This is a genomic window from Dietzia sp. 111N12-1 (assembly GCF_001658045.1).
Lineage (GTDB): Bacteria > Actinomycetota > Actinomycetes > Mycobacteriales > Mycobacteriaceae > Dietzia > Dietzia kunjamensis.
The window spans coordinates 237,251-250,628 of the sequence record NZ_LSSV01000027.1 but is presented as its reverse complement, the minus strand read 5'-3'; the positions used below and the strand labels follow the sequence as shown (position 1 = coordinate 250,628).

General features: G+C 71.8%; 15 protein-coding genes. 9 read left to right on the top strand and 6 right to left on the bottom strand.

What is annotated here, in order from left to right; genetic code table 11:
- Window positions 1–57: 57 nt before the first annotated feature.
- Window positions 58–510 carry a molybdenum cofactor biosynthesis protein MoaE gene (locus tag AYO52_RS07010; RefSeq protein ID WP_067715049.1) on the bottom strand — a complete coding sequence of 151 codons (453 nt, stop codon included), beginning with the start codon at window positions 508–510 and terminating at the stop codon, window positions 58–60.
- Entirely contained in the window at window positions 507–1,562 is a 1,056-nt protein-coding gene (gene moaCB / locus AYO52_RS07005; RefSeq protein ID WP_067715045.1) for a bifunctional molybdenum cofactor biosynthesis protein MoaC/MoaB, read from the bottom strand. The genes AYO52_RS07010 and moaCB overlap by 4 nt, the downstream gene beginning before the upstream one ends.
- A gap of 85 nt (window positions 1,563–1,647) precedes the next feature.
- Between moaCB and AYO52_RS07000 the strand changes: the two genes are divergently transcribed.
- Entirely contained in the window at window positions 1,648–2,733 is a 1,086-nt protein-coding gene (locus AYO52_RS07000) for an NADH:flavin oxidoreductase/NADH oxidase (RefSeq protein ID WP_067715042.1), read from the top strand.
- Between the two features lie 7 nt (window positions 2,734–2,740).
- On the opposite strand, the gene AYO52_RS19115 is transcribed toward AYO52_RS07000, so the two are convergent.
- Together AYO52_RS19115 and AYO52_RS06995 are read right to left on the bottom strand one after the other, a co-directional pair.
- Entirely contained in the window at window positions 2,741–2,866 is a 126-nt protein-coding gene (locus tag AYO52_RS19115) for a hypothetical protein (protein WP_256388218.1), read from the bottom strand.
- Entirely contained in the window at window positions 2,863–5,058 is a 2,196-nt protein-coding gene (locus tag AYO52_RS06995) for a fatty acid desaturase (protein WP_253701951.1), read from the bottom strand. The genes AYO52_RS19115 and AYO52_RS06995 overlap by 4 nt, the downstream gene beginning before the upstream one ends.
- Before the next feature lie 102 nt (window positions 5,059–5,160).
- Here AYO52_RS06995 and AYO52_RS18200 point away from each other — a divergent pair, with 102 nt between their 5' ends.
- The 4 genes from AYO52_RS18200 (at window position 5,161) to AYO52_RS18540 (ending at window position 7,715) form a co-directional block, all read left to right on the top strand.
- The gene (locus tag AYO52_RS18200) at window positions 5,161–6,189 is read left to right on the top strand and encodes an AraC family transcriptional regulator (protein WP_067715039.1); all 1,029 of its coding nucleotides are present in this window, start codon (window positions 5,161–5,163) and stop codon (window positions 6,187–6,189) included.
- Complete coding sequence (locus AYO52_RS18195) at window positions 6,186–6,806, top strand: class I SAM-dependent methyltransferase (protein WP_067715036.1); 621 nt, start codon at window positions 6,186–6,188, stop codon at window positions 6,804–6,806. Before AYO52_RS18200 ends, AYO52_RS18195 begins: the two co-directional genes overlap by 4 nt.
- Window positions 6,803–7,465: a TenA family protein gene (locus tag AYO52_RS06980; RefSeq protein ID WP_067715033.1), complete on the top strand. Its 663-nt coding sequence runs from the start codon at window positions 6,803–6,805 to the stop codon at window positions 7,463–7,465. The genes AYO52_RS18195 and AYO52_RS06980 overlap by 4 nt, the downstream gene beginning before the upstream one ends.
- A gap of 94 nt (window positions 7,466–7,559) precedes the next feature.
- Window positions 7,560–7,715: a DUF6131 family protein gene (locus AYO52_RS18540; protein ID WP_096906278.1), complete on the top strand. Its 156-nt coding sequence runs from the start codon at window positions 7,560–7,562 to the stop codon at window positions 7,713–7,715.
- Between the two features lie 105 nt (window positions 7,716–7,820).
- On the opposite strand, the gene AYO52_RS06975 is transcribed toward AYO52_RS18540, so the two are convergent.
- Window positions 7,821–8,297 (bottom strand): BLUF domain-containing protein, encoded by a 477-nt coding sequence (locus tag AYO52_RS06975; protein WP_067715030.1) that lies wholly within the window; start codon window positions 8,295–8,297, stop codon window positions 7,821–7,823.
- Between the two features lie 83 nt (window positions 8,298–8,380).
- Window positions 8,381–9,631 carry a gephyrin-like molybdotransferase Glp gene (gene glp, locus AYO52_RS06970; RefSeq protein WP_067715027.1) on the bottom strand — a complete coding sequence of 417 codons (1,251 nt, stop codon included), beginning with the start codon at window positions 9,629–9,631 and terminating at the stop codon, window positions 8,381–8,383.
- A 76-nt stretch (window positions 9,632–9,707) separates the two neighbouring features.
- On the opposite strand from glp, the gene AYO52_RS06965 reads away from it, so the two are divergent.
- The 4 genes from AYO52_RS06965 (at window position 9,708) to AYO52_RS06950 (ending at window position 13,355) form a co-directional block, all read left to right on the top strand.
- On the top strand, window positions 9,708–11,120 hold the full coding sequence (locus AYO52_RS06965) for a uracil-xanthine permease family protein (protein WP_253701949.1): 1,413 nt from the start codon (window positions 9,708–9,710) through the stop codon (window positions 11,118–11,120).
- A 110-nt stretch (window positions 11,121–11,230) separates the two neighbouring features.
- A complete protein-coding gene (gene moaA, locus AYO52_RS06960; protein ID WP_067715143.1) occupies window positions 11,231–12,247 on the top strand; it encodes a GTP 3',8-cyclase MoaA in 1,017 nt (338 codons plus the stop codon).
- Between the two features lie 31 nt (window positions 12,248–12,278).
- Complete coding sequence (locus AYO52_RS06955; RefSeq protein WP_227022118.1) at window positions 12,279–12,542, top strand: MoaD/ThiS family protein; 264 nt, start codon at window positions 12,279–12,281, stop codon at window positions 12,540–12,542.
- 3 nt (window positions 12,543–12,545) lie between these two features.
- Window positions 12,546–13,355, top strand: coding sequence for a substrate-binding domain-containing protein (locus AYO52_RS06950; protein ID WP_067715021.1), 810 nt, complete (start codon window positions 12,546–12,548; stop codon window positions 13,353–13,355).
- The last annotated feature ends 23 nt before the right edge of the window (window positions 13,356–13,378 follow it).

The window sequence follows — 13,378 nt, the reverse complement described above, 5'->3', positions numbered from 1 at the left end:
CATCAATCCGCCGGGTCAGGACAGGTACGGACCCCGCAGACGGCCGGCCTGACCAACTCAGCAGTCGCCGACGCCCACCCATTCGGAGACGCCGTCGGTGAAGCGCTGCCGCTTCCAGATGGGCACCCCGTGCTTGAGCCGCTCGATGAGCTCCGAACACGCCGCGAACGCCTCGGCCCGATGCGGAGCCACGGCGACCACCACCACCGCGACCTCGCCCACCGGCAGCACACCCACGCGGTGGACGGCGGAGACGCGGACCGTGCGCCCGGAATCGGTTGGCGAGGTGTGCTCGGCCGCGACCTCGTCGCAGAGCCGGACGAGAGTGTCGCGGGCCGTTGGGTGGGCCGAATACTCGATGTCGTGGACCTCGCGGCCCCCGTCGTGGTCGCGCACGACGCCGGAGAACGTCACCATCGCTCCGTCGGCGCTGGTCCACACGGCCTTCTCGACCTCGCGCGGATTGATCTCCCGGTCGGTGATGTCCACCAGCGGACTGGAGACGCTCATCGGTGTCCTCCTCCGTGGGCGTGGACGTCGAGCAGATGCTCGAGCAGGTCGTCGAGTACCGCCAACCCGTCGCGGACCCCGCCCGTCGAACCCGGCAGGTTCGCCACCAGGGTACGTCCGGCGAAGCCCGCGAGCCCGCGGCTCATCGCCGCCGTCGGCGTGGCCGCCAGGCCGCGGGCCCGCATCGCCTCGGCGACCCCCGGCAGCTCCAGCTCCAGGTGCGGCGCGGTGGCCTCCGGCGTGCGGTCGTCCGGGGCGACCCCCGTGCCGCCGGTGGTGAACAGGACCGCGGGGGAGCGGCGGACGTGCTCGGTGACGGCCGTGGCGATGTCGGCGTCGGCTACCACGTGCACCTCGACCGGCGAGAAACCGCGCTCGAGGAGCCAACCCTCGATGGCGGGGCCGGTGGTGTCCTCGCGGTGGCCGTGCGCGGCGGCGGTGGAGGAGACGACGACGACACCACTTCGGCCGGAATCGAGCGCGGCGGGCCCGGTGTTCGCGCGCGTCACCTCGTCGTCGTCGTTCCCGGTCGCCTCCTCGGATTCTCGCGTCCAGTCACCGCGTTTGCCGCCCGTCTTGGCGGCGAGGCGGACCCCGTCCATGGTGGCGAGCGGGTCGACGGCCTTGACCATGTCGTGCAGCGTCAGCCCGGCCACGGAGACGGCGGTCAGGGCTTCCATCTCGACACCCGTCCTGCCCGTCGTCTTGGCGGTGGCCTTCACGTGAATCTCGCCGGCCTCGTCGTCGAGGTCGAAGTGCACCTTGACCGAGTTCAGCGGGATCTGGTGGCACAGCGGGATGAGCTCGGAGGTCTTCTTGGCCGCGCCGATCCCGGCCAGGCGGGCGGTGGCCAGGACGTCGGCTTTGCCCAGCGAGTCTCCTGCGACCATGGTCACGACGTCGGGGCGGGTGCGGAAGATCCCCTCGGCCGTGGCGGTGCGGGTGGTGACCGCCTTGTCGCCGACGTCGACCATGCGCACGCGGCCCTCGGCGTCGAGGTGGGTGAGCTTCGGCTCGGGTGATGAGCCCTGTCCGGTCGGCGCGTCAGTCATGCCGTTCACGGTAGTCGGCCGGGTGCGGCGGGCTCCGGGGGTGCGGCGAGGCGGCGCGTCACGGGGTGCGGGTTTAATCGCGGACATGGCGATGCTCTTCGAACCGATCCGTATCCGCGACCTCGAGATCCGGAACCGGGTGTGGCTCTCGCCGATGTGCCAGTACTCGTGCGAGGACCGTGACGGGGTGCCCACGCCGTGGCATCTCGTGCACCTGGGCGCGCGGGCGCAGGGCGGGTTCGGCCTGATCCTCGCGGAGGCCTCGGCGGTGGTGCCGGAGGGGCGGATCAGTCCCGAGGACGCCGGGCTGTGGAACGACACGCAGCGCGACGCGTGGGCGCCCATCGTGGACTTCGTGCACTCCCAGGGGGCGGCGATCGGCATCCAGCTGGCGCACGCCGGACGCAAGGCGTCGGCGTACCGGGCGTGGCCCGGATACCCGGTCGGCTCACTTCCGCCCGAGGAGGGTGCGTGGACGACGGTCGCGCCGTCCGCGATCGGCTTCGGCGACATGACCACACCGGAGGCGCTGGACGCCGACGGGATCCGCGCGGTGGTGACCGCGTTCGCCGACGCCGCCCGCCGCGCCGACCACGCCGGGTTCGACGTCGTGGAGATCCACGCCGCCCACGGGTACCTCATCCACGAGTTCCTCTCGCCGCTGTCCAACGAGCGGGACGACTCCTACGGCGGTTCGCGCGAAAACCGGGCCCGGCTGCTGCTGGAGATCTGCGACGCGGTGCGGCAGGTGTGGCCGGAAGGTAGGCCACTGTTCGTCCGGATCTCGGCCACGGATTGGGTGCCCGGCGGCTGGACCCCGGAGGATTCGCGCTGGTTGGCGGGCCGGCTCGCCGAGCACGGGGTCGACCTGGTGGACGTCTCCTCGGCCGCCAACACCCCCGACCGGCCGCCGGTCGAACTGGAGCAGGGCTACCAGGTGCCGCTGACCGAGGAGGTGCGCGCGTCGGGTGCAGTCCTGGCGGGCGCCGTGGGGCTCATCAGTGACCCGGAGTACGCCGAACAGCTGCTGGTCGACGAGCGCGCTGACGTGGTGTTCCTCGGGCGCGCCGCACTGCGCGAGCCCGCCTGGCCACAGCGCGCGGCTGCCGAACTCGGCCTGGACTGGCGGCGGGCCCCGTACCCGCCGCAGTACACGCGCGGGAAGTGGTGACGGCCGACTAGAGATCCAGCTCGACGTCCGAGCAGGCCAGCGCGGTGCAGACGGTGACCCGCTCCTGCGCGACGGCACCGGGCGCGCGATCGGCGGCCTCCGCGCGGATGGTGCCGCTGAGCTTGGGCGTCACACACGCTTTGCACAGCCCGCGCTGGCAGCCGGTGGGGACGGCGATCCCGGCCGGCCGGCCGCCTCGAGCAGGGTGGTGGCACCGTCGATCTCCACCGCCGTGCCGGTGCGGCGGAAACGGACGGTGTAGCGACTGCCGTCGTCGTCGGGCCGGTCCAGTTCGGGCGCGGTGAACGATTCGGCGTGGAACCGCCCGGCCGGCTGGCCCAGGTCACGCAGCCACCCGCGCGTCAGGTCGATGAGCGCGGCCGGGGCACACACGTAGGTCTCGCGATCGGCGGCGTCGGGGACCACGCGCTGCAGGAGCTCTGGGCCGAGTCGGCAGGTGGAGAGGTCCTCGCGCGCGGACGGTGCATCGGTGAACAGGTGCAGGGTGATGCCGGAGTCGCGGGCGAGCTCGCGGAGTTCGGACTCGAAGATGATCGAGCGGTCGTCGCGGTTGACGTACAGCAGCGTCGCGTCGGGGCGGGTACCGGTGGCTCCGTCGGGCTGGCCGCGGCGCGCGTCGCGGGCGATGCGGCGCAACAGACTGATGATCGGGGTGATCCCCACCCCGCCGGCGATGTGCAGGGATTTCGCACCCGGCGAGGGCGTCGGGAAGTCGCCCGAGGACTGCGGCACGCCGACCAGTGTCACGTGGTCGCCAGTGCGCAACGAGTCGTTGAGCCGGGTGGACACCCGCCCGCCCTCGACGCGCTTGACGCAGATCTCCATGGCGCCCCCGGCATCCGCCTCCGCGTCCGAACTGTCGCGGACCAGGCTGTACTGGCGGACCGACTCCTCGCCGCCCTGACCATCGCCGCCGTGATCGCCTCCGCCGGCGACCCGGAGCGACACGTACGCCCCGGCATCCCACCCGATGTCCTCCCAGCCGCGCGGGCGGGCCAACCGCACCGACACGGCCTGGCCGTCGGCGACGGGCGTCGCGGACAGGACCCTGACCGGCACGTTGTGGAAGCGCGGCTTGTCCAGGTACGGCGACTCGGGCAGGGGCCTGTAGGACAGCCCGGCGCGCACGCGGCGTACGAGTGAGGCGGGGTCGCGCAACAGTGTCGAGGGGCGGCCGAACTCGCGCTCGCCGAACGGGACCGACAGCCCGGTGAGCGTCTTGGCGATCAGCGGCACCGTCTCGAGTAGCGGCGTCTCGTGGTACGGCAGTCCGTACTTCGCGGCGATCGCCCGGACCTCCGGGGCGATCCTGCGCTGCATCGACGGTGGCAGATCGGGAAACAGGTGGTGCTCGACGTGGGTGTCGAGGCCGCCGTAGAAGATCCGCAGGTCGGGGCGATCGGCGAACGGCACCTCCTCCTCCAGGACCCGCGCGAGGGCGTCGTCCATCTGCGTGCTGGGCAGGAAGTTGCGGGTCGCCCGGATCTGCCGCTCGTAGTACTGGTCGGCGGTCTCATCGGGGCCGGGGTCGGTGAACAGCTCCAGCTCGCCGGCGTGGTGCTCGATGAACACCAGGAACAGCACCGCCATGTAACCGGTGACGCCGCCGAGGTAGTTGGCCAGCAGGGTGGGCAGCGGCTTCCACCCCGAGCGGAACGGCTCGTCGACGAAGCGACGTCGGAGGTCGCGTCCGGCGATCCGGGCGGGCGAGCGCAGGGTGTAGGCGCTGAAGAACGGGTCGCCGGAAACCTTGCGGGCGATGTTGGCCAGGAAGAACGGAGCCGCTGCCGGGGCCGCGGCCGCCAGCGCCGAGATGAGCGCCACCTGACCGAGGTGGTGGCCGTACCAGTCCTGTCCGGCGCTGCCGCGGAAGATGCTGTAGCCGAGGTCGTGGTCCTTGCCGACGATGTTCGTGTTGGGGTGGTGGCCCACGTGATGCATCGTCTTCCAGTGGTCGACGTCCACGTTGAAGTCCCACTCGTAACGGTCGGAGTGATAGTCGCCGTTGCCGGGCAGGTGGTCGTAGCTGCCGTGGACGATGTTGTGCCCGAGCTCGGAGAACTGCATGAGCCGGTACATCATCTCCAGCGCCGTGGCCCGCCGGATCGCCCGCGGCCCGCCCTCGCGCAGCAACTCGCGGCGACGGGCGTCGATCGCCCGGCCGTAGGCGGTGACGTTGCGGATGTGCGCCAGGTCGTCCTCGCCGACGGCGGCCTTGGCCCGCGCGTACAGCGCCCGGATCTCGTCGGCGAGGCCGGTGGGGCCGGCTGACTGGGCGGTTCCTGCGCGTGCGGCGAGAGTCATGACTGTGACGCTAGCCACCCGACGCGGGCGCGGGAAGGTCGCAAACGGGCGCAGAGTTGGCATTTTCGGACATCCGCCGCCCGGTGTTGCTACGGTCGGCCGATGGACTCCTCGCCGGTATGGGCGGTGCCGCGGGGCACCGAGGGCGTCCGCATCATGGTGGAGGGCGGGCTGGCCCACGGGATGACGACGACGGAGTGCCTGGCCGGCACGGGCCTCGATCCCGGCGACCTCCACGACGAGACCGCGCAGATCTGGGCGCACCAGGAGTTCACGGTGATCCGCACCCTGCTCGCGCGCCTCGGAGACCGGCCCGGGCTGGGGGCGGGCGTCGGTGCCCACTCCACCATCGGGCGGACCGGCGTCATCGGCTTCATGATGCTCGCGGGCCCCACCGTGCGGGCGGCGATCGATCGCGCGATCCCCTATCTCGCCTTGTCCCCGACCCACGTGCAGTTCTCTCTCGAGGTGGACGGCCCGGACGGCGGGGCGGTCCTGGTCGCCGCCGACGACCAGATCCCCGCCGACGTGCGCACCTTCGTCGTGGAGCGGGACCTGGCAGGGTTGGCCGCGGCGTTCCGCGGTGCCCGGATCGACCTGGGGCCGGTCTCGCTCGAGACGACCCTCGGCCCGGAGAGCGCGGCGCTGGTCGGGCACGCGTGGGGCCTGGCGCCGGACACGGTCACGCCGCACGCCGCGCGCAACCGGCTGACCGTCTCGCGACAGGCCCTCGAGGCCGAGCTGCCGCAGGGCGACGAGAACACGGCGCGAGTGTTCGAGCGGCAGTGCCGCGAGCTCCTCGCCGACAGGCTCGCGCGGGTCGGCGTGGCCGGCCAGGTGCGCAGCCGGCTCCGGCACGAGCGCGGAACCTGGCCGTCGATGGCGGACGTGGCGGCGGAACTGCACGTCGATGTCCGCACCCTGCGACGCCACCTCGGAGCGGAAGGGACCTCGTATCGGACGCTGGTCGACGAGGTGCGGCATCAGCGGGCGCTCGAGCTGCTGGTGCACGACGTCCCGGTGGCCGAGGTGGCCGCCGAGCTGGGCTACTCCGAGACCGCGACCTTCTCCCGCAGTTTCCGCCGGTGGGAGGGTGTACAGCCGAGTCGCCGACGGGGGAGGTCGTCGTGACCGGGGAGGTCGGAGCGGCGTACTCGAGCCGCGCACAGGAGTACATCGACCACCTCGGTTCCATCGCGTCGGTCCACCCCTCGGACCTCGAGCTGGTCGCGCGCTGGGCGGATCAGCTCGACGGGCCGCTGATCGATGCAGGCTGCGGCCCAGGGCACTGGACGGGCCACCTGGCGGCCCGGGGCGTCGACGTGCGCGGAGTCGACCAGGTACCGGAGTTCGTGAGTCACGCCCGCCGAGCTCATCCCGGGTGTCGATTCGAGGTGGGTGACCTCGACGCGTTACCCCGGTCGCCCGGCGAGGTCGCCGGGATTCTCGCCTGGTACTCGCTCATCCACCACGAGCCGGCCACCGTGCGACCGACGCTCGTGCGGATGGCGCGGTGTTTGCGCCCCGGTGGCGGACTACTGCTCGGGTTCTTCCACGGCGCGGAGGTCGAACGGTTCGATCACGCCGTGGCCGGGGCCTACCGCTGGCCGGTTGAGGCCCTGTCGGAGGAGTTGCGGATGGCAGACTTCGAGGTGATCGAGACCTACACGCGGACCGGGCCGGGAGCTCGACCTCACGGCGCGATCGTCGCCCGCCTGATGTCCGCCCACGACGGGAGAGCCGAGTGACCCTGTTCGAGACCCTGAAATACCGCTGCCGTCCAGAGTGGGAGGCCTATACCGAACACGAGTTCGTCACCGAGCTCGGGCAGGGCACCCTGCCGCTCGCGGTGTTCCAGGACTACCTGGTGCAGGACTTCCACTTCCTGGTGCAGTTCGCCCGCGCCAACGCGCTGGCCGCCTACAAGAGCCGCACCCTCGCCGACATCACCGCCGCCCACCGGGCGACAGGGGCGATCCTCGCGGAGACCGAGCTACACCTGCGGCTCACCGAACGCTGGGGGATCCCGCGCGCCGAACTCGAGGCCGCCGCCGAGAAGCAGGCCACCGTCGCCTACACCCGGTACGTGCTGGATTCCGGCATGGCGGGGGACCTGCTCGACCTGCATGTGGCGCTGGCCCCGTGCACGATCGGCTACGCCGAGATCGGCGCACACCTGGCGCCCCGGCTCGCCGAGTACGGCGGCGAGCATCCCTACGGCGAATGGATCTCCGAGTACTCGGGGGCGGAGTTCACCGCCGCCGCCGGCGCCGCGATCGAGCAGCTCGACGTGCTGTCCGACGGCGGGCTCACCGACCGCCGCCTCGACGAGCTCACCGCGGTGTTCCGCACGGCCACCCGGTTGGAGATCGACTTCTGGCAGCAGGCGCTCGACAGCACGGGATGAGGCGCGGGCGTGACCGGGCGCGATCGGTCGCGGACTCTGTGGGACGTGGGTACGCTCAGTCGTTCCTGAAAAATTACGGTGAAAGGACGACTACATGATCATTCTTGGCGCAATTCTCTTGATCCTCGGATTCCTCTTGGACATCCCCATCCTCTGGACGATCGGTCTCGTGCTCATCGCGATCGGCGTCATCCTCGTCATCCTCGGTGCGGCAGGCCGCGCGGTCGGTGGACGTAAACACTGGTTCTGACACGCCGGGTCACATCTGACCCGGGGTGAGCACGAGCGTCCGGCGCACAGTCCGCTTGTAGCGGGTGCGTCGGACGCTCGTCATTTACACGTCTGCTGTGCCGGGTCAGGACGCGGCGGAGTGTTCCTTCGCCTTGAACCAGGTCGACACGACGTCGGCCGCCCGTCGCACCGTGCCCCCGTCCGCACCGGCGGCGAGGTCGTTGAAACTGTCGCGCTCGTCGGGCAGGCCGGCTGGCTCGTGGGCCCCGGGCGTCCCGAATCCCATCCGCCAATCGGGGAAGCTGCGGTCGACGGTCGTCTCGGTGAGGATCACGCGGAGGTGGTGGTGCCGCTCATCGGCGATGATGTCGTCCAGGAGGGCATCGATCTCGGCCGGTGGGCCCTCGAGGAACTGGATGAAGCAGTTGTCCCGGAAGAGCAGGATGCCGGTGATTCCCACGCGACGATTGCGGTGCCTGGCAGTGCGCAGGATCGACTCGAAGTCCTCGGGCACCATCTGCCTGGTCGGCGTACTCGTGTACACGAGGTACTTGAGAAGGCCCTCGTCCGGCACCGCGGTCGGCTCGGCGTCGGAACGCATCGGGACCCCCGTTCTCGCCCGCGGCGAAGTACGACGTGCGCAGGCTGGTCAACGCACCTTCCCCCGGACTGTACGGCGTGCCCCTACAGCGGCAGGACGTCGACCTCGGCGCCGGACTCCAGTGAGGTGACGTCGGCGGGGATCTCGATCAACACGTCCGCCCGGGCCATCGAGGCCACGAGGTGCGAGCCGGGGCCCGAGACCGGATCGGCAGTGGGCCGGCCGTCGCCGTCCGCGGCCAGCGCCGCCCGCAGGTACTGCATCCGCCCGGCAGGCGAGGTGACGTCGCGGGACAGGCGGGCGCGGACGGGGCGGATCGGCGCGCGGCCGACGGCCTCGAGGATGACCGGCCGCAGGAGCACGACGAACGACACCATCGCGCTCACGGGGTTGCCCGGCAGGCACACCACGGGAGTGCCACGCCAGCTCGAGAGCCCCTGCGGGCCGCCGGGCTGCATGGCGATCGGGGCGAAACGAGCGCCCTCCCGGTCGGCGAGCACCTGGCGCACGACCTCGGCGTCGCCCATCGACACCGCGCCGACGGTCACCACGAGGTCGGCGTGCCCGGCGGCCGCGTCGAGAGTCGAGGTGAACGCCGCGCGGTCATCGCCGCTGATGAGCGTCGTGGTGACCTCGCAGCCGCACGCCTTGAGCGCGGCGGCCAGGGTGATCGAGTTGGACTCCCAGATCTGCCCGGGCGCGAGCGGCCGCCCCGGCGCCACCAGCTCGGAGCCGGTGGCCACCACCCCGACCCGCGGCCGCGGCCGCACATCGAGTCCCGACTCCCCGAGCGAGGCCGCCGCCGCAAGGTGCCGCGCCTGCAACCGCACCCCGGCGTCGATCACCACGTCGCCGGCCCGGACATCGTCCCCCGGGCGACGGATGAACTCGCCCCGCGACCGCGGCGCATGCACCAGGACGACAGTGGGGTCGGTCTCGCTCACGGTCGTGTCCTCGATCGGCACCACACAATCGGCACCCCGGGGGACGGGCGCTCCGGTCATGATCTTGCAGGCCTCGTCGTCGTCGACATCGGGTCCCGGCCCGTCACCGGCGTGCACCGCCCCGACCACCGTCAGCCGCGCCGGCGAGTCGGGTCCCGCCCCGGCCACGTCAGCGGAGCGCACCGCGTACCCGTCCATCTGCGAGTTGACGAACAGCGGCAGGTCGACCGACGCCCGCAACGCCGCCGCGAGCACCGAGTCCGCGCAGGCCGCGAGCGGCAGGTGCGTACTGCGGGCGGCCCGCTCGAGGACCGGCTCCAGGTGCGCACGCAGGAGCTCGCGGTACTCGGCGGGGGACGGGCGGCTCGGCCTGTCGGGCAGGGAGGTCATGTCACCACCGTAACCGCGTTGTACTGTGCCTACGGTCCGCGCGAGTGCGGCCGGACGCAGCGAGAGTGGGGAAGAAGTGGGTCTCTGGTCGGTACACGGCGACGGCAAGAACATCAGACCCGGCGAGGTGGTCGCCCCCATGGAGCGGTTGAGCTGGCCGCGGACCATCGGGATCGGCGCCCAGCACGTGGTGTCGATGTTCGGCGCGACATTCGTCTTCCCCATCATCATGGGGCTCAACCCGCAGCTGGCGATCCTCTTCTCCGGCGTGTGCACCCTGCTGTTCCTCGCGGTGGTCAAGGGGCAGGTCCCCAGCTACCTCGGTACCTCGGTGGCGTTCGTCGGCGCGGTCGCCGCCATCCGCGCGCAGGGCGGCACCAGCGCCGAGGTGACCGGCGCCATGCTCGTCGCCGGCGCGACGCTGCTGGTGGTGGGCCTGATCGTGCACGTCGTGGGCGGCCGCGTGGTCACCGCGATCCTGCCGCCGGTGGTGACCGGCGCCGTGGTGATGCTGCTCGGCTTCAACCTGGCGCCCGTGGTGGCGGAGACGTACTGGCCGCAGGACCAGTGGGTCGCACTGGCGGTGATGATCGTGCTGATCGGGATGACCGTGGGGCTCAAGGGCTTCGCCGGGCGGATCGCGATCTTCCTGTCCCTGGTCTTCGGCTACGTCCTGTCCTGGGTGCTCGACCTGGTCACCGGGCCCGAGAGCCTGCGCGTGGACTGGTCGGGAGTGTGGGACGCGCCGTGGATCGGGCTGCCGCCGATGACCGACGAGGCCGCCGGCGTGGTGGGTATCCACGCGCCCGACTTCTCGCTGGCGTTCGTACTGCTCGTGGTGCCGGGCGTCATCGCGCTCATCGCCGAGAACGCCGGGCACGTCAAGGCGATCGGCGAGATCACCCGCACCGAGACCGACGGCCTGATGGGCCGGGCGCTGGCCGCCGACGGCGCGGGAACCGTGCTGGCGACCTCGTTCGGTGGATCGGCGACGACGACGTACGCCGAGAACATCGGCGTGATGGCCGCGACCAAGGTGTACTCGACGGCCGCCTACGTGGTGGCCGCGCTGACCGCGATCGTGCTGGGGTGTTCCCCCAAGCTGGGGGCCGTGATCTCCGCGACCCCGGGCGGCGTGCTCGGCGGCATCACGGTGGTGCTCTACGGCATGATCGGCCTGCTCGGCGCCAAGATCTGGAAGGAGAACCGGGTCGACTTCGGCAACCCGCTCAACCTGGTGCCGGTGGCGGCGGGTGTGGTGATCGCGATCGGCGACACGACCCTGCTCATCACCGACGACTTCCAGCTCGGTGGCATCGCGCTGGGCACCCTCGTGGTGGTCCTGGGTTACCACCTGGGACGGGCGATCGCGCCACAGCTGCGCGACCAGGCCGAGCGCGACGAGATCCACGAGCTCACGCTCCTGGGTCCGAACCCGGACGTCCCCGCCCCGCCAGGGGCGCGCCGCGGACGGGGACACAGCGGATAGGTGACCGGACGGGGGTCGCACGCCGCCGGACGGTGCCCCCTACACTTGGAGTCACGCGACCGCGGAGGGAGGTGGGCGCCGTGACCGAACCGGACACCCGCAGCCCCTCCATGCGCCCCGCCACCCCGCTGCTCGTCGACTCCTTCGGCCGCGTCGCCCGCGACCTCCGCGTCTCGCTGACCGAGAAGTGCTCGCTGCGCTGCACGTACTGCATGCCCGAGGAAGGGCTGCCGCCCATCCCGGACGCCGCGCGGATGACCGCTGACGAGGTGATCCGGCTGGTCGCCCTGGCGCACCGCGAGCTGGGCGTGCACGAGGTCCGCTTCACCGGGGGCGAACCCCTCATGCGGGCCGACCTCGAGCGCATCATCGCCGGCACGCGGGCCGAGTGCCCCGACCTGCCGATCGCGATGACCTCCAACGGCGTGGGGCTCGAACACCGGGTCGGCGCGCTGGTCGAGGCCGGTCTGGACCGGATCAACATCTCCCTGGACACCGTCAACCGCCTCGAGTTCGCCCAACTCACCCGCCGGGACCGGCTGCCGTCCGTCCTGCGGGGCGTCCGGGCCGCGGTCGAGGCCGGCCTGGACCCGGTGAAGGTCAACGCGGTGCCCCTGCGGGCGACCCTGCCCGGAGCGCCCGACCTGCTGGAGTGGGCCCTGGCGGAGGGCGTGCAACTGCGCTTCATCGAGGAGATGCCGCTCGACGCCGACAACACGTGGTCGCGCGCCGAGATGGTGACCGCGCAGGACGTACTGGACTCCCTCGGCACCCGCTTCGACCTCGTTCCCGCCGGGCGCGAGGACCCGTCCGCGCCGGCCGAGATGTGGCGGGTCGCCGGACGCACCGTGGGAGATGCTCCCGCGACGGTCGGGGCGATCGCGACCGTCACCCGCAACTTCTGCGCCGCCTGCGACCGGACCCGCCTCACCGCCGAGGGGACCGTGCGGTCGTGCCTGTTCAGCGACGACGAGACGGACGTCCTCGGGGTGCTGAGGTCGGGCGCGCCCGACCACGAGATCGCCGAGGTCTGGCGCGGCGCGATGTGGGGCAAGCAGGCAGGACACGGCATCGGCGGCACCGCCTTCCACAGGCCGCGACGGTCGATGGGCGCCATAGGTGGTTGACGTGTCAGTGCCGGAGGATAGGGTTGACGTCGTGAGCAGGACACCGAGAGTGATCACCGTGGGGTACTACGCGGCCGCCGAGGACGCCGCGGGTACCGCCCGCGAAAGGCTGCACACACAGGCCACGACCGTCGGGGAGTTGGCGCGGGAGGTCTGCGAGCGACACGGTGAGCCGCTGGCCAGCATCGTGACGGTGTCGTCGTTCCTCGTGGGTGAGGAGACGACCCGCGACCCCCACGCCTCTATCGACGGCGTCTCCGAGGTGGACGTGCTGCCTCCCTTCGCCGGAGGCTGATCGGTGAACCGGGGCCGGGCTGTCAGCGCGTTCGCTCTCGTCCTGGCGTGCTCGGGAACCGTCGCGTGCGCCGAGCCGGAGCCCGGCTCCCCCGTCATGACCCTCGGGGTCGCCGCCTCGCCGTCCCTGTCCGAGGCGTTCACCGAGATGATCGACGTCTTCGAGGACGAGCACCCCGGGGTCCGGGTGAGCCTGGAACTGGGCCGCTCCGACACGATCGCCGAGGGGATACCCGCCCGCGACGACATCAACGTGTTCGCCTCCGCGGACGAGGGCTCCATGCGGTGGCTCGTCGATACGGGAGTGGCGGTCGATCCGGTGGTGTTCGCGCGCAACCACGTCGTCGTCGCGGTCCCGTCCGGAAACCCGCGCCAGGTCACCGGCCTCCGCGACCTGGAACGGCCCGACCTGCGGGTGGGGCTGTGCGAGCTGGACGTCCCCTGCGGTCGCGCGGCGGAGTCGCTGTTGGCCGTGGCGGGCGTGGCCACCCCGCCGGGGGTCCCCCGTGATCCGAGTTCGCGCGCGCTCGCGGCCCGCCTGGCGGATCATGAACTCGACGTGGGCATCGTCTACCGCACCGATGTCGCCGCGTCCCACGGCTGGGTGGCGCTGGCCGAGGTCGACCAGCGCGACAGGGAGCTGGCGCAGGACGCCGGCACGACGCGGTACACGGTGGCCAGGATCCCGGGTGCCGAGGACGGCCCCGACGCCGAGGCCGAGCGCGCGGCCGCGAGCGAGTTCCTCGAGTTGGTGACGTCGGACCGCGGCCGTCGCGCCCTCGAGATCGCCGGGCTGGCCCCGCTGCCGCAGTAGGCGTCTGCGTGGTCGGGGGGCGG